The organism is Pseudomonas sp. Arb-4-2C (assembly GCF_055755015.1).
On sequence record NZ_CM146899.1, the window covers coordinates 1,778,276 to 1,794,341 of the forward strand.

Below are 16,066 nucleotides of genomic sequence, written 5' to 3' on the forward strand. Positions count from 1 at the left end.
TCGACGCCTTCGCGAGCAAGCCCGCTCCCACATTAGTCTTCTGTCTCGACCAGATCCGACTATTAGTTCGACGCCTTCGCCTTACCCGCATTCAGCAGCACGATCACCGCCAGCAGCGCGGACAGGATCGAACCCAGCAACACGCCAACCTTCACCGAGTCGACCAACTGCGGTGCGCCCGGGAACGCCAGCGCACCGATGAACAGGCTCATGGTGAAGCCGATCCCGCAGAGCAGGGCGACACCGTACAGTTGCAGCCAGCTGGCACCTTGCGGCAGTTGCGCCAGACCACTGCGAATCGCCAGTGCGCCGAGGCCGAGGATGCCGATCTGCTTGCCGAACAACAGGCCCAGCGCCACGCCAAGCGGTACCGGCTCGAGCAGGTTGCTCGGGGAAATGCCAGCCAGCGACACGCCGGCGTTGGCGAAGCCAAAGATCGGCACAACAGCGAACGCCACCCACGGATGCATTTTTTCCTCGAGGTACAGCAGCGGAGAGTTGTGCTCGTCTTCCGGATTACCCAGCGGAATGCACAGCGCCAGAATTACCCCGGCGAGGGTCGCGTGGATGCCCGATTGCAGCATGAAGAACCACAGCAGGGCGCCGGCGATCAGGTACGGCCAGAGTTTTCTGACACCGCAACGGTTGAGGATCACCAAAAACGCGATCACTGCCAGCGACGCCAGCAACATGCTCACCGATAGCCCGCTGGTGTAGAAAATCGCGATGATCACCACCGCACCCAGGTCATCAAGGATGGCCAGCGCCGACAGGAAGATTTTCAGCGAAACGGGTACGCGTTTGCCCAGCAGCGACAGCACGCCCAAGGCGAAAGCGATGTCGGTGGCAGCGGGAATCGCCCAGCCGCTCAAGGTTTGCGGATTGCCCCAGTTGATCGCGACATAGATCAGTGCCGGCACCAGCATTCCGCCCAAGGCGGCGAAACCCGGTAGCGCGCGTTGGCCCCAGGTCGACAGCTGGCCGGCGAGCATTTCGCGTTTGATTTCCAGGCCCACCAGCATGAAGAAGATCGCCATCAGGCCATCATTCACCCAATGCTCGATCGACAAACCGGCGATCTTGATGTGCAGGGTCGAGAAGTACGTGGCCGCCCACGGCGAATTGGCGATCAGCAGTGCGGCGAGCGCAGCCGCCATCAGGATCAGGCCACCGGCAGATTCGGCAGCGAAAAAACGGGAGAGAAAGGCCATCGCAGACGGCGAGCCCTGACGGGCTTGGGTAGCATGCAGGCGTGACGGATCGTGGCTCATAGGCACGGCAACTCCGCGCGGCGGCCCGACCTGCGCTGAATTAAACCTGCCCTGCCGCGTTGTTGCGGTGGCACCCGGGCGGCATTTTACACAATAGCGGGGGGCTTGGGGGGAACGCGGGCGCAGTTTCGCTGACAGGTACGCCCGGGGCTGTGAAGGGCTGCAAGGAAAGCGACGGTGGGTCGCTGCCCGGCAATTTCTCGATACGAAGAAAGGGCCTTGCAGTTGTGTGCTTAGCTGTACGCCGTTTGTTTTAGCCTCTGACCTTATACAAAAATGAAAATAGCATTCGTCGCTTTACTCGGTTTGTTATCAGTCACTCAAGCGGCACCGTCCGTTGCGGATAATGCCAACGGCAAGAATCTGTATACGCAGCGATGTGCCGTGTGCCACGGCGCAGATATCAAGGCAACAGGCCCTTTGGCCAACAAAAGCAATCCGCCGACCCCTGACCTGACAACAGGCGCTTTCAAGAAGCGCCTGAATGATTATCCGGGCGTTATCGTATCGTCGATAATCCTTCGGCCCAATGGAAACCTGATTCCAGACACCTTGCGGGAGAACGGCGTAAAGATCGCGCCGCACGCCTGGAGCGTCAGGGATCTGCGCGATCTGCATCAGTACATGAGTGAGGTGATTGCAAAATCACGATGATCCAGAGATGAGCGGCGAACCCGGCTTCCAAGGAATAAATTGCCGGGCTTAATAGGAAGCATTACTATTCACGCCCCTTTCCACAGCACGCTGTCATGAACCCCATGCTGCCCCGCAGACCCGGCTTTTTCGAGCATTACGAAGAGTTGATCGGCACCTGGACCCGCCGCCTGCGCAATCGCGCGCAGGCCGAGGATCTGGCGCACGACACCTTTGTGCGGGTGCTCGAATCCGATTCGGCAGCGGTGCAGCAGCCACGGGCGTATCTGCACCAGACCGCACGCAACATTGCGGTCGACGGTTATCGGCGTGAGGACCGGCGGGGTGCCATGGAGTCGCAGGCAATCGATCACAGTGTGTCGTCAACTGGCGACCCGGAGCATTACATGCATGCGATCCAGTTGGCCGACTCCATCGAGCGGGCGCTTCAGGAATTGCCGGTCAATTGCCGCAGGGTTTTCGTCTGGCAGAAGATCGAAGGCCTGACCCAGGCCGAAATCGCCGAGCGCCTGGGGCTGTCCAGAAACATGGTCGAAAAGTATATGATCCGCACCCTGCGGCACTTGCGCGATCGTCTCGACGGCTTGCAGTCATGAGTGCTCGCCGCTTTTCATCCCCAGCCCGACAGGACATTCCATGATGGATACCCGTGATTGCGCGTGCGGGCAAACAACGGTGCGCGATGAGGCAGCACGCTGGTTTGTGCGTTTGCAGGAGCCACTCATCAGTGCCGACGAACAGCAGCGCTTCGACGCCTGGCTGAACCAGCATCCGCAACACCGTGACGAATTTCAGTTGCTGCAAGGTTTGTGGACGGCGGCTGATCTGCTGCCGGCGCCGCGTCTGCAGGCCCTTGTTGCAACACCGCCAGCGCGTCGCGAACGACGTCCGTTGCTGCGTTATGCGGTGGCCGCCAGTATGCTCGCGGTGGCACTCGGGCTCGGTCTGTTCAGCGGGCTCAATCATCCGGGCGGCTACCGCGCCGAGTTCGTCACGGCACTGGGCGAGCGCAAGCATGTGGCGTTGCCGGACGGATCGGTGATCGACCTCAACAGCCGCAGCCGTTTGCAGGTGCGTTATGAACAGGATCGCCGGCTGATTGAATTGACCGAGGGCGAGGCGATGTTCAGCGTCGAGCACGACACCTCGCGACCGTTCGTGGTCGAGGCCGGCAGCGGCAAGGTCACGGTCACCGGCACGCGTTTCGATGTGCGCCGCGATCTGACGCAAACCCGGGTTGCGGTGGAGCAGGGCACGGTCAAGGTGCAGGGGCGCAATGCGCCGGACAATCAGTTCATCAACCTGACCGCAGGTCTCGGCACCCATATCGATGCCGAGGGCAAAGTCGCTGCAGCCTATGCGGTCAACCCTGGCGAACTGACGGCCTGGCGTGGCGGAAAACTGGTGTTCACCAACGCCAGCCTCAGTGAAGTGGTAGCCGAAGTGTCGCGTTATCGCGAGAAACCGCTGACTGTCAGCAACCCTGCGGTAGGCAGTCTGCGCCTGACCAGCGTGTTCAAATCCGACAACACTGATGCCTTGCTCAAGGCCCTTCCAGGCATCCTTCCGGTGGCCGTTCGCACCCATGCCGATGGCAGTCAGGAAATAATTTCAAAATAAAATTCAGGTTTTTTTCGAGTTCATCGTCTTCCTGTTCAACTGCAACTGGTTTGCATTAACAGACGCACACTCTTGCGATCCACAGGACAACGTTCGACGTGAAAAACACCTCAGCCAACAACAAAAAATCCCCTTGGTTGCCGCTGGCTCTTGCGCTGGCGGTCAACGCTGCTGTGCCGCTGGCCTTCGCCGGTGACGCCATTCACATCCGTGCACAGCCCTTGGGCCAGGCCCTGAGTGAACTGGGTCAGCAAACTTCGCTGCAAGTGTTTTTCAGCCCGGACCTGGTCGCCGGTAAACAGGCACCGGCGGTCGATGGCAATATTTCGCCGGAGCAGGCGCTGCGTCAGTTGCTGCAAGGCAGCGGTCTGGACTACCAGCTCAACGAAGGCTCGGTGACCTTGGCACCGGCCGCCACTGCCGCTACTAACGGTCCACTGGAACTGGGCGTGACCGACATCAAAGTGGTCGGCGACTGGCTCGGCGACGCCGATGCCGCCGTGGTACAGAACCACCCGGGCGCACGCACGGTGATCCGCCGCGAAGCGATGGTCGAGCAGGGCGCGATGAACGTCAGTGAGGTGCTCAAGCGCGTGCCGGGCGTGCAGGTACAGGATTCCAACGGCACTGGCGGCAGCGACATCGCGTTGAACGTCGGCGTGCGGGGGCTGACTTCGCGTCTGTCGCCACGCTCCACTGTGCTGATTGACGGCGTACCGGCCGCGTTCGCGCCGTACGGCCAGCCGCAATTGTCGATGGCGCCGATCTCCTCGGGCAACCTCGACAGCATCGACGTGGTGCGTGGCGCCGGCTCCGTGCGGTACGGGCCGCAAAACGTTGGCGGCGTGATCAACTTTGTTACCCGTGCCATCCCGGAAAAAGCCACCGGGGAAATCGGCACCACTCTGGAAACCACCCGTTACGGCGGCTGGAAGCACATCGACACGGCGTTCCTCGGTGGCACCGCCGACAATGGCATGGGCGTGGCGCTGCTGTATTCCGGGGTCAACGGCAACGGTTACCGCGAGCGCAACAACGACAACGATATCGACGACGTGCTGCTCAAGACCCATTGGGCACCGACCGATCAGGACGATTTCAGCCTCAACTTCCATTATTACGACGCCAGCGCCGACATGCCCGGCGGCCTGACGCAGAAGCAGTACGACGACAAACCGTACGACTCGGTGCGCGACTACGACAACTTCAGCGGCCGGCGCAAAGACGTGTCGTTCAAGTGGATCCGCCAGATCGACGAGCGTACTCAGGCAGAAATTCTGACCTACTACACCGACAGCTTCCGGGGCAGCACCATCGCTGCTCGCGACCAGAAAACCCTCAGCTCGTACCCGCGTTCCTACTACACCCTGGGTGTCGAGCCGCGCGTGTCGCGGGTGTTTGACGTGGGCCCGACCACGCAGGAAGTCAGCGTCGGTTATCGCTACCTGAAAGAGGCCATGCACGAGCAGTCGAGCCGTCTGGCGCTGGTCAACAACCAACCGGTGGTCACTCGCACCTCAGACGGCCATGTGTTCCAGGACCGCACCGGTGGCACCGAGGCCAACTCGGTGTATGTCGACAACAAGATCGACGTTGGCAACTGGACCATCACCCCGGGCATTCGCTTCGAACACATCAGCACCGACTGGCATGACCGCGCCGTGCTCGATACTTCGGGCAAACGCGTGCCGGAGAAAAACCGCAGCATCGAAAGCAACGAACCGCTGCCGGCGCTGAGCGTGATGTATCACCTGTCGGACGCGTGGAAACTGTTCGCCAACTACGAAACCTCGTTCGGCAGCCTGCAGTATTTCCAGCTCGGCCAGGGCGGTTCGGGTGACCAGACCGCCAACGGTCTGGAGCCGGAAAAGGCCAAGACCTACGAGATCGGCACGCGCTATAACGATGACGTGTGGGGCGGGGAAGTGACGCTGTTCTACATCGACTTCGATGACGAGCTGCAATACATCAGCAACGACGTGGGCTGGACCAACCTTGGCGCAACCAAGCACCAGGGCATCGAAGCGTCGGTGCATTACGACATGGCGGCGCTCGATCCGCGCCTCGACGGGCTGACCGCCAACGCCGGTTTCACTTACACCCGTGCGACCTACGAAGGTGAGATTCCGGGTTTCAAGGGCCGTGATCTGCCGTTCTATTCGCGGCAGGTGGCGACCGTGGGGCTGCGCTACGACATCAATCGCTGGACATACAACATCGACGGTTTTGCCCAATCGAAGCAGCGCTCGCCGGGCACCGGGGTCAACGCCGATGGCAGCTTCAACGGCAACTACATCACCGAAGGCACGGCCGACGGACAGTACGGCGACATCCCGGGCTACGTGACCTGGAACGTGCGCGGCGGGTATGACTTCGGCCCGCAGGTTTCGAACCTGAAGCTCGGCGCCGGGGTGAAAAACATCTTCGACAAGCAGTACTTCACCCGTTCCAGCGACAACAACTCGGGGATGTATGTAGGCGCGCCGCGGACGTTCTTTGTGCAGGCCAGTGTAGGTTTCTGATAAACCGTGTCGTCCCCGTCGCGAGCAGGCTCACTCCTACAGATTCAGGGTGATACTTGTAGGCGTGAGCCTGCTCGCGAGGCTTTTAGACTTTGAGTGTTTTGCCGCCGATGGCCACTGCCACCAGCAGCACCGCCATCAGCCCGAAAGCGAAACTCAAACTGCTGGCATGGGCGACAAAACCGATCACCGCCGGCCCCGCCAGAATCCCTGCATAACCCAATGTAGTAATGGCTGGCACCGCGATGCTTTCCGGCATCACCGTCTGCTTGCCCACAGCGGTGTAGAGCACTGGCACGATGTTCGAGCAACCGGCACCAACCAGCGCATAGCCCACCAGCGCCGCCTCCCAGCTCGGGGCGAAGGTCGCCAGAAACAGGCCGGCCGCCGCCAACAGACCGCCGAACAGAATAATCCGCGTGGCCCCCACACTGCGCACGATCCGGTCCCCCATCAAGCGTCCCGCCGTCATGGTCAGGGCAAATGCTGCGTAACCCAGACCCGCGTACGCCGTGTCGATTCCGCGTTCCTGCGCGAGGAACACTGCGCTCCAGTCCAGCGCCGCGCCTTCGGTGAGGAACACGATGAAACACATCCCGCCGATGAACAGCACGATGCCGTGGGGCACGGCGAACGCCGGTCCCGAGCTTTCACTGCCGTACGGCAGCATGTGGGGCACCGCTTTGAACAGCGCACCGATCAACACCGCAACCACCACCAGCATTGCCGCCAGCGGCGTCAGCCCAAGGCCGAGCAGGGCACTGACACCCGCCGCGCCGACAATCCCGCCGAGGCTGAACAGGCCGTGAAACCCCGACATCATGTTTTTACCGCTGGCCCGTTCGACGATCACCGCTTGCAGGTTGACGGTTGAATCCACCGTGCCCAAACCGGCGCCGAACATGAACAGCGTGGCGATCAACGCCGGAATCGACGACACCGTCGCCAGCAACGGCAACGCCGCGCAAATCAGCAGGGTGCCGCCGGTGGCCACTTTGCGGCAACCGAACCGAGTGGCGAGAATCCCCGCCAGCGGCATCGCCAGAATCGAGCCAACCCCCAGGCACAGCAACAGCATGCCCAACGTCCCTTCATCGAGCCCGGCCCGGGCCTTGGCGTACGGCACCAGCGGCGCCCACGCGGCAATGCCGAGTCCGGCGATGAAGAAAGCGATGCGCGTCGACATCTGTTGCAGGCGTCCGGGGACGAAGGTGTCTTGGGGGTTGAGGCTGGTCATATCGATCCTTGGCAAAAAACGTCGCGTCCCCGAATGACCATACTGGCGCGGCGAGGTTCGATCGCAGGTCACGGGGAAGTGCAGCCGACATCCTAACCTGTAGGCGTTCGCCTGCTTGCGATAGCGCAGTGTCAGTCAAAAAATATATCGACTGATGCGCCGCTTTCGCGAGCAAGCCCGCTCCCACATTGAAAGGCGGGCGCTCACAGATTTGCTGTCATGCGCAGATTCCTGTGGGAGCGGGCTTGCTCGCGAAAGCGGTGGTTCAGGCGAAACACCGGGTGCCTGACAGACCGCCTTCGTGAGCAAGCCCACTCCCACATTGAAAGGCGGGCGCTCACAGATCTGCTGTCATGCACAGATTCCTGTGGGAGCGGGCTTGCTCGCGAAGGCGGTGGTTCAGGCGAAAACCGGATGCCTGACAGACCGCCTTCGTGAGCAAGCCCACTCCCACATTGAAAGGCGGGCGCTCAGCGATTTGCTGTCATGCGCAGATTCCTGTGGGAGCGGGCTTGCTCGCGAAAGCGGCAGTTCAGGCGAAAACCGGATGCCTGACAGACCGCCTTCGTGAGCAGGCTCACTCCCACATTGAAAGGCGGGCGCTCACAGGTCTGCTGTCATGCACAGATTCCTGTGGGAGCGGGCTTGCTCGCGAAGGCGGTGGTTCAGGCGAAACACCGGGTGCCTGACAGACCGCCTTCGCGAGCAAGCCCACTCCCACATTGAAAGGCGAGCGCTCACAGGTCTGCTGTCATGCACGGATTCCTGTGGGAGCGGGCTTGCTCGCGAAAGCGGTGGTTCAGGCGAAACACCGGGTGCCTGACAGACCGCCTTCGTGAGCAAGCCCACTCCCACATTGAAAGGCGAGCGCTCACAGGTCTGCTGTCATGCACGGATTCCTGTGGGAGCGGGCTTGCTCGCGAAGGCGGTGGTTCAGGCGAAACAACGGGTGCCTGACAGACCGCCTTCGCGAGCAAGCCCACTCCCACATTGAAAGGCGAGCGCTCACAGGTCTGCTGTCATGCACGGATTCCTGTGGGAGCGGGCTTGCTCGCGAAAGCGGCGGCTCAGGCGAAACACCGGGTGCCTGACAGACTGCCTTCGTGAGCAAGCCCACTCCCACATTGAAAGGCGGGCGCTCACAGGTCTGCTGTCATGCACGGATTCCTGTGGGAGCGGGCTTGCTCGCGAAGGCGGTGGTTCAGGCGAAACACCGGGTGCCTGACAGACCGCCTTCGTGAGCAGGCTCGCTCCCACATTGAAAGGCGGGCGCTCACAGATCTGCTGTCATGCACGGATTCCTGTGGGAGCGGGCTTGCTCGCGAAGGCGGTGGTTCAGGCGAAACACCGGGTGCCTGACAGACCGCCTTCGTGAGCAGGCTCGCTCCCGCAGGCGATTGCGTTTTACAGTGGCCGCTTCAGGGGATTTAACAGTAAGGGTCGGTGATGACGCAGTTCTTTGATGCGCGGGGCAATATTTACGGGGTGATTTCGCCGCAGACACTTCGCGATTCGGGGATCGATTTGCCGATCGGTGCCGCGCAGTGTGCTTTGTCGAGACCGGCATGGAGTCAGGCGGCGATTGCCCTGTGTTGCGACTGGCCCGAAGGCGAACGCCCGGCCGGCAGCAAATCCCACCGCAGCGATGGCCTGTTGATCGGTCCGTTCCAGTCAGCGCCGCCGTTCGACGTGCTGATCGTCAACACCGACGGCACCCTGGCAGAGCGCAGCGGCAACGGCCTGACGATTTTTTCCCAATCGTTGCTGGAGCAGGCATTGATGCCGGCGGAAGGCGCGTTATTGCGGGTTTATCACGACAAGGGTGACGCCGTGGAAACCTCGGTGAAACCAGCGGAAGTCGACGGTGTGCGCGGCTTCTGGCTGGACCTCGGTCAACCGTGCTTCGGGCCGTCGGCGGTGGGTGCGCAGACTGTTGAACGTCGTGAGTTCAATGGTCATGAAGTCAGCCACGTAGCGCCATTGGCCCAGCTCGATCCCGCGTGGCAGCACAGTCAGTTCGTGCGCATCGGCAACCCGCATTGCGTGACGTTGCTGACCGACGTTGCCGCGTTGCCGAGCAATCGGCAAATGGGCGAATCGCCCTGGGCCGAAGGCCTGACCCGTATCGCTTACGCCATGCCCGTCGGCGCCGGGCAACCTTGTCCGGCGGGCGTTAATCTGCAGTGGGCCGCGCGCGAATCGGCGCAACGCATCGTCGCCCGGGTGTTCGAGCGCGGGGAAGGGCCGACGGCGTCTTCCGGCACCAGTGCCAGCGCGGTGGCTTGTGCGGCGTGGTCGGTGGGCTGGGTGGCGAGCGGTGCGGTGCAGGTGGTCATGCCGGGCGGGACGGCGCCTGTTTTGCTTGAACAGGAGCGGGGGGAATTGGTGCGGGTGAGGCTGTTTGGTACGGCTCGATCGATGGGTTGAAGCGGCAATCGCCTTCGCGAGCAGGCTCGCTCCCACAGGGAATGCAGCCCCGTGCGTGATCGCGAGCAGGCTCACTCCTACAGGGAAATGCAGCCCATGTGGGAGCGAGCCTGCTCGCGAAGGGGCCAGTCGATTCAGCTCAGATCGGCACTGAACTCCACCACCGGCATCTGCCGCTTCATCAGCACTTTGCCACCGCGAATCGAATACAGCGGCAGACCCTGGCTGCGGATCACTTCGTAATCGCTGTCCGCCGACAGAATCAGCAGGTTTGCCGGGCGACCCGGTTCCAACCCGTAACGTTCGCCCAGGTGCATGGCCCTGGCGCTGTTGTCGGTGACCAAATCCAGCGCGTTCTGCAAGTTGCGGTAACCGAGCATGTGGCAGATGTGCAAGCCGGCTTCGAGCACGCGCAGGATGTTGCCGTTGCCCAGCGGGTACCACGGATCGACGATGGAGTCCTGGCCGAAACACACGTTCATGCCGGCTTCGAGCAGCTCGTTGACCCGGGTCACGCCACGGCGTTTCGGGAAGTTGTCGAAGCGCCCCTGCAAGTGAATGCTTTCGGTCGGGCACGAGACAAAACTGATCCCGGAATGCCCGAGCAGGCGGAACAGTTTGGCGCAGTAGGCGTTGTCGTAAGAGCCCATCGCCGTGGTGTGGCTGGCGGTGACCCGTGCGCCCATGTCGCGGCTGCGCGCCTCTTCGGCGAGCACTTCGAGGAAGCGCGAATGCGGGTCGTCGGTTTCGTCGCAGTGCACGTCCACCAGGCAGCCGGTACGTTCGGCCAGGTCCATCAGAAACTTCACTGAGCTGACGCCCTGATCGCGGGTGTACTCGAAATGCGGAATGCCACCGACCACATCGGCGCCCATGCGAATCGCTTCTTCCATCAGCTCGCGACCGTTGCGGAACGACTCGATGCCTTCCTGCGGGAACGCAACGATTTGCAGGTCGATGAGATGACGGCTTTCCTCGCGCACTTCGAGCATCGCCTTGAGCGCCGTGAGCTGCGGGTCGGTGACGTTGACGTGGGTGCGCACGTGCTGGATGCCATGGGCGGCCAGCGTCTGAATGGTCTTCTTGGCGCGGGTCTTGGTGTCCTCTTCGGTGATGGTGACCTTGCGTTCGCCCCAGCACTCGATGCCCTCGAACAGTGTGCCGCTCATGTTCCAGCGCGGCTCGCCGGCGGTGAGGGTGGCGTCGAGATGAATGTGCGGTTCGACGAACGGCGGCACCACCAGATTGCCGCCGGCGTCGAGGTCGCCGGGGTTGAGGTTCGGGGCTTCGGTCTGGCGGCCGATGCTGCGGATCAGGCCGTCTTCGAGGTGCAATTCGTGCAAACCTTCCTGGTTACGCAGTCGGGCGTTGATGATGTGCATCAGGCGAATCCTTCTTATAGGTCTTGTAGTGGCGCAGTGGCGCGACGGGCGCCGAGCAGGCCGGTGACGATGACATACGTTAGCGCGGCGGCGGCGATCCCTACCAGCGGCGCGATCCACGGCGAGTGGAACGCAGCGAGCGTGCCGACCGCGTAAGCTCCCAGCCCCGGCCAGTTGAATGCCGGCAGCCGCGCGTCGGCCAGGCGTGGATAGCGCCCGCGCCAGCGGAAGAAAAAGTCGGCCATGATCACCCCGCCAATCGGTGGGATCACCGTGCCCAGCAGAATCAGGTAGGGCACCAGCATGTCGTACATGCCCAGCAAGGCGAGCAGGGTGCCGATCACCGCACCCGCCAGGGTCACCGTCTTGCGCCGTCCGGTGCGCAGCAGGTTGCAACCGGCGACGGCGAAGTTGTAGATGGTGTTGTCCTGAGTGCTCCAGATATTGAGTAACAGCATCGCCATCGCCGCCATGGCGAAGCCTTGCAACAGCAACACCTCAACCACGTCCGGCTGCTGATAGACGATCGCACCGTAGGCGCCGATCAGCACCATAAGACCGTTGCCGATGAAAAAACCGATCAGGCTGGCCAGTACCGCTACCCGTGCCGAACGCGAGAAGCGTGTCCAGTTGGTGGCTTGGGTCGCGCCGCTGACGAAGGTGCCGAACACCAGGGTGATCGCGGTCGACCAGTCCAGTGAACCCGTCGGCACCACGCTGAGCAAACCGTCGAGGCCGCCGACTTTGACCGTGGCGACCCACATCGACAGCATCAGCAGCAGCATCATCGCCGGCACCGCGATGTACGACAGAATCTCCAGACCGCGATAACCGACATACGCCGTGGCGCAGAACATCAGGCCGAACAGCACCATCAGGCCGAGCACTGTGCCTTGATCCAGTTCAAAGTATTTGCCCAGCACTACCGCAGCGGTCGCGGTGCCCCAGGCGTACCAGCCGATCTGAGTGAAACCGAGGATCAGGTCGCTGAGCTTGCTGCCGACCTCGCCGAAACAGAATCGCCCCATCAACACCGAGTTGAGGCCGCTCTTGAAGGCGATGTAACCCAGGCCTGCCGCGTACAGCCCGAGCAGCAGATTGCCGACGATGATCACCACGAGCATCTCACTGAAACTGAAGGCCACGCCGAGCTTGCCGCCAGCAAACATGGTCGCGGTGAAGAAGGTGAAACCCAGCAGCACCATCGCCGTCGAGGCCAGGCCTTTGCGTGCGTGCAGGGGGACTTCGCTGAGGGGGTAGTCGTTACCGGGATCGTTCTGCGTCATGGGGGCGTTCCTTGCTGAAAGGGGAGGACGCGGGGTGGGTTGCAGTGGTCGTGCCAAATGCCGATTGGCGCGGGTATGTATAGACGAGTCGTGTGGATTGGCGCGAAAGCAGTGCAACTGGGCGCACCGAAGCCCAATGTGGGAGCGAGCCTGCTCGCGAAAGCGGAGTGTCACGCGACCTCTGCAGTGACTGACATTCCGTATTCGCGAGCAGGCTCGCTCCCACAAGGGATTGGGTATGGGTCAGAGAAATCTCAATAACGCGGCGACGATGGCTTCGGGGGCGTCTTCCTGGACGAGGTGGCCGGCGTTGCGGATGGCGTGGAATTGCGCACCGGGGATCATCGCGTGCAACGCCCGGCCCCGTTCGATGGGGATCCACTGATCCTCTTCCCCCCAGAGAATCTGCACCGGGCAGCGAATCATCGGGTACAAACTTTCGGCTTCTTGGGTATAGCGTTCGTCCATTTGCGCGATCTGCCGATAGAACGCCGCTTGCCCCGGATCGCCGAGCCACGGTTGCACGTAGGGCGCCAGTTCGGCGTCGGGGATGTCGCGGTGAATCGCCCCGCGAATGTAGGTCGGGACGATGGCGCGCTGGATGTAGTCCGGCAGGCCGCTGAACGCCGCTTCATGCCGGCGGACATGCTGCACGAACGGCGAACCCCACGGCGTCAGCGCCACCGGATCGATCAGCGTGAGGCTGCGGTAGTCCTTGCCATTGAGCAAATGCGTGCGCAACGCGGTGGCGCCGCCGAAGTCGTGGGCGACCACGTCCGGGCGCTGGATGTTCCAGTGATCGAGCAACCGCGAGAGAAGTTGATTCTGCACGCCGAGGGAAACATCGGCGTGAGGTTTAGCGGAGCGCCCGTAGCCCAGGAGGTCGAAATAATGCACCCGGTGGCTGGCGAAGAAATGCGGCGCGATGCGGTGCCACACACAGGAAGAAAACGGTGTGCCATGCACGAACACCAGCGGCGGGCCGTCACCGCGCACGGCATGGCGTATTTGATGCCCGTTGAAATCAAAGACCTGATCCAGCAGCCAGTCCGTCATCGGCCTGTCCTCTTGGCGGGTTTGAGCCAAAAAGCATAGGCATAAAAAAACAGCCTCGGGGGCTGTTCTCTGTTTTCCTGACAAACACCGATCCTTTGTAGGAGTGAGCCTGCTCGCGATAGCGGTGTATCAGTCGACATCTATGTTGAATCTCAATCTGCTATCGCGAGCAGGCTCACTCCTACAAGGGGGATTCGCGTTGCGTTATTCGCCGCGATAGATGCAACCACTGGTGCAGGTCTCGTGAATCCGGATCGCGCTGAGTTCCGGCAGCAGTGGCTTCAATTCATTCCAGATGAATTTCGCCAGCACTTCGCTGGTCGGGTTTTCCAGGCCGGGAATATCGTTCAGGTAATTGTGGTCCAGACGCTCGTACAGCGGCTTGAAGATCGCCTTGATTTCCGAGAAGTCGCGGATCCAGCCAGTGTGCGGATCGAGGTCGCCGCTGAGGTGAATCGCCACTTTGAACGAGTGACCGTGCAGGCGGCCGCACTTGTGGCCGTCCGGTACGTGCGGCAGGCGGTGGGCGGATTCGAATGTAAATTCCTTGAAGATTTCCACAGTATTTTCGGCTCTGTTCAGGTGGCGTTCGCCGCAGCGATTCGGGCAGGCGGCGAGTTTACCAGCTTGTGTTTGGCGATGCGGGAAAACACTGACTAAAGGGTCAGCAAGCGCTCGGCGAGGCGACCGCTGGCGCTCAGCTCAAGAAACTCGTCGCCCAGGCGGCGGCTCTCGTCCATTGCCGCGTGCCAGTATTTCTGCCGGCTCGGCGCATCCCCCATGAAGCGCTTGAAGTCGTTGCGGTCGGGCAGCTTGCCGTAAGGCAGGCGCGCCAGATACTCCTTCGATGGCGCGAGCAACAGCACGTCCTGCAAGCGCTCGACCGAGGCGCGGCGCCAGGGCAGGGTCTTGTCGAACCAGCCGGGGATCACCCGGCCGGTGAAGTGTGGATAGAGCACGATGCCGTCGCCGCTGTAGGGCAGGTCGAGGTGATAGTCGAGCAGACCGCCGTCGCGGAACGTGCCGGCGCCGGCACCCGGCAGGTCGCGCACGCCTTCCATGACCATCGGGATCGAGCCGGAGGCCAGCAGCGCCTGCCGCAGGTTGCCGGCGTTGAGGGCGACGAAGCGTGACGGGAAGTCGTGCAGCGCGTTGACCGGTGGCGCGAGGCGCGGGTCGTGAATGATCAGGCGTTCGAAGTGCCGCGACAGCCGCGCGCGCCCGCGCAGGTTATCGGCGATCACCGAACCCAGCGCCAGGCCGAGGCGAGCGCGATGGTCATCGGCCAGGCGCCCGTGGCTTTTGACCACCATGATGTTCAGGCGGTAGTCGGCATTGTTGAGGATGCTGGCATCGCGGCCGTCGAGCAGGTCATTGAGCATGCGCTGCGAGCTCTGGCTGATCTCGGCCATGCTCACGCCCTTGTTGAAATTCTGCTCGGTGTACAGTTGGCCGAGACGGCGAATGCCTTCGGCTGCATCCGGCAGACAGGCGCTGGCGAAGCGCCAGGAGCCGACCGACGCGCCGATCAGCGAGCGCTCACGCGGCGCGCTGGGCAGCCATTCGCCGAACAACGCCAGATCCAGCCCCTGAATCCCCAGTGCCTTCGGCCCTCCGGCGGCACCGGGCAGGGTGCCGACGTCAGCGGCGTTCAGGCCCTGGGCACGAATGCGCGCCATGGCCCGAGGGCCAGCCTTGAGGGTGAGGGCGGGGAACTTGATGTGGATGGCGGTCATACCGGTCTCGATCGTTAGCAAGCGAACAATTATAAGCACATGTTGCAAAACCTTGTAGGAGTGAGCCTGCTCGCGAAAGCGTTGTATCAGATACGTGAATGTTGAATGACACACCGCTATCGCGAGCAGGCTCACTCCTACAGGGGGAAATGTGTTGAGCCGGGGCAATGATGGCCATTCAGTTTCAGTTAAGTTGATCCCGCTAAGGTGCCGACCGGAGCAACACATAAAAAACGGAGACACTCATGAAAACCCTGACTGCCCTGTCCATTGCCTCGATCATCGGCCTGACTGCCAGCCTCGCCCACGCCCGCGATCTTGGCCCCGATGAAGCCCTGCGCCTGCGCGACGCTGGTACTATCGTGTCCTTCGAGAAGCTCAACGCCACGGCGCTGGCCAAACACCCGGGTTCGACCATCACCGATACCGAGCTGGAAGAGCAGTACGGCAAGTACATCTACCAGATCGAAATGCGTGACCCACAGGGGTTGGAGTGGGACCTGGAATTGGACGCGGTCAGTGGGCAAGTGCTCAAGGATCATCAGGATACTTAATGAAGCCGTATTTGTTACAGCCACGCACCGGGAGCCGCCTGGCCCTGGTGCTATTGGCATTCTGCTCGGTGGCGGTGGCCCGTGATCTTGGCCCCGATGAAGCGCTGCGCCTGCGTCAGCAGGGGGTGATTCTGCCGCTGGAGCAAGTGCTGCAAAAGGCGCTGGATCGCTATCCGGGGGCCAAACTGCTGGAAGTCGAGCTGGAGGAAAAGCACGACGTCTATGTTTACGAAGTCGAGCTGCTGACAGTCGACGGGGTGGCGCGCGAGTTGCACCTGAAGGCCGACAGCGGCGAATTACTGAAAGACAAGGAAGATTGAT

14 protein-coding genes are annotated in these 16,066 nt (G+C 61.9%); 7 read left to right on the plus strand and 7 right to left on the minus strand.

Annotated elements, in window-relative coordinates; genetic code table 11:
- Positions 1 to 62: 62 nt before the first annotated feature.
- Positions 63 to 1,271: a Na+/H+ antiporter NhaA gene (gene nhaA / locus AC0J41_RS08025; RefSeq protein ID WP_025110425.1), complete on the minus strand. Its 1,209-nt coding sequence runs from the start codon at positions 1,269 to 1,271 to the stop codon at positions 63 to 65.
- 276 nt (positions 1,272 to 1,547) lie between these two features.
- Between nhaA and AC0J41_RS08030 the strand changes: the two genes are divergently transcribed.
- From AC0J41_RS08030 to AC0J41_RS08045, 4 genes are all read left to right on the plus strand, one after another.
- Positions 1,548 to 1,925 carry a c-type cytochrome gene (locus AC0J41_RS08030; protein WP_473015099.1) on the plus strand — a complete coding sequence of 126 codons (378 nt, stop codon included), beginning with the start codon at positions 1,548 to 1,550 and terminating at the stop codon, positions 1,923 to 1,925.
- Between the two features lie 95 nt (positions 1,926 to 2,020).
- On the plus strand, positions 2,021 to 2,521 hold the full coding sequence (locus AC0J41_RS08035; RefSeq protein ID WP_473015100.1) for a sigma-70 family RNA polymerase sigma factor: 501 nt from the start codon (positions 2,021 to 2,023) through the stop codon (positions 2,519 to 2,521).
- Between the two features lie 40 nt (positions 2,522 to 2,561).
- Positions 2,562 to 3,545: a FecR family protein gene (locus AC0J41_RS08040; RefSeq protein WP_473015101.1), complete on the plus strand. Its 984-nt coding sequence runs from the start codon at positions 2,562 to 2,564 to the stop codon at positions 3,543 to 3,545.
- 98 nt (positions 3,546 to 3,643) lie between these two features.
- Complete coding sequence (locus AC0J41_RS08045) at positions 3,644 to 6,067, plus strand: TonB-dependent siderophore receptor (RefSeq protein WP_473015102.1); 2,424 nt, start codon at positions 3,644 to 3,646, stop codon at positions 6,065 to 6,067.
- Between the two features lie 85 nt (positions 6,068 to 6,152).
- Here AC0J41_RS08045 and AC0J41_RS08050 read toward each other — a convergent pair whose 3' ends face one another.
- The gene (locus AC0J41_RS08050) at positions 6,153 to 7,304 is read right to left on the minus strand and encodes an MFS transporter (RefSeq protein ID WP_473015103.1); all 1,152 of its coding nucleotides are present in this window, start codon (positions 7,302 to 7,304) and stop codon (positions 6,153 to 6,155) included.
- Between the two features lie 1,446 nt (positions 7,305 to 8,750).
- Between AC0J41_RS08050 and AC0J41_RS08055 the strand changes: the two genes are divergently transcribed.
- A complete protein-coding gene (locus AC0J41_RS08055) occupies positions 8,751 to 9,731 on the plus strand; it encodes a diaminopimelate epimerase (protein WP_473015104.1) in 981 nt (326 codons plus the stop codon).
- A gap of 134 nt (positions 9,732 to 9,865) precedes the next feature.
- Here AC0J41_RS08055 and codA read toward each other — a convergent pair whose 3' ends face one another.
- The 5 genes from codA to AC0J41_RS08080 all read right to left on the minus strand — a co-directional run bounded on the left by codA (position 9,866) and on the right by AC0J41_RS08080 (position 15,191).
- Positions 9,866 to 11,113, minus strand: a complete 1,248-nt coding sequence (gene codA, locus AC0J41_RS08060) for a cytosine deaminase (RefSeq protein WP_473015105.1) — start codon at positions 11,111 to 11,113, stop codon at positions 9,866 to 9,868.
- A gap of 14 nt (positions 11,114 to 11,127) precedes the next feature.
- The gene (gene codB / locus AC0J41_RS08065; protein WP_473015106.1) at positions 11,128 to 12,399 is read right to left on the minus strand and encodes a cytosine permease; all 1,272 of its coding nucleotides are present in this window, start codon (positions 12,397 to 12,399) and stop codon (positions 11,128 to 11,130) included.
- A 243-nt stretch (positions 12,400 to 12,642) separates the two neighbouring features.
- The gene (locus AC0J41_RS08070; protein WP_025108850.1) at positions 12,643 to 13,455 is read right to left on the minus strand and encodes an alpha/beta fold hydrolase; all 813 of its coding nucleotides are present in this window, start codon (positions 13,453 to 13,455) and stop codon (positions 12,643 to 12,645) included.
- A 204-nt stretch (positions 13,456 to 13,659) separates the two neighbouring features.
- A complete protein-coding gene (queD, locus tag AC0J41_RS08075; protein WP_007955941.1) occupies positions 13,660 to 14,016 on the minus strand; it encodes a 6-carboxytetrahydropterin synthase QueD in 357 nt (118 codons plus the stop codon).
- Positions 14,017 to 14,111: 95 nt separating this feature from the next.
- The gene (locus tag AC0J41_RS08080; protein ID WP_473015108.1) at positions 14,112 to 15,191 is read right to left on the minus strand and encodes a patatin-like phospholipase family protein; all 1,080 of its coding nucleotides are present in this window, start codon (positions 15,189 to 15,191) and stop codon (positions 14,112 to 14,114) included.
- Positions 15,192 to 15,436: 245 nt separating this feature from the next.
- On the opposite strand from AC0J41_RS08080, the gene AC0J41_RS08085 reads away from it, so the two are divergent.
- Positions 15,437 to 15,745, plus strand: coding sequence for a PepSY domain-containing protein (locus AC0J41_RS08085; RefSeq protein WP_025108852.1), 309 nt, complete (start codon positions 15,437 to 15,439; stop codon positions 15,743 to 15,745).
- Entirely contained in the window at positions 15,745 to 16,065 is a 321-nt protein-coding gene (locus AC0J41_RS08090; protein WP_025108853.1) for a PepSY domain-containing protein, read from the plus strand. Before AC0J41_RS08085 ends, AC0J41_RS08090 begins: the two co-directional genes overlap by 1 nt.
- Position 16,066 lies beyond the last annotated feature (1 nt).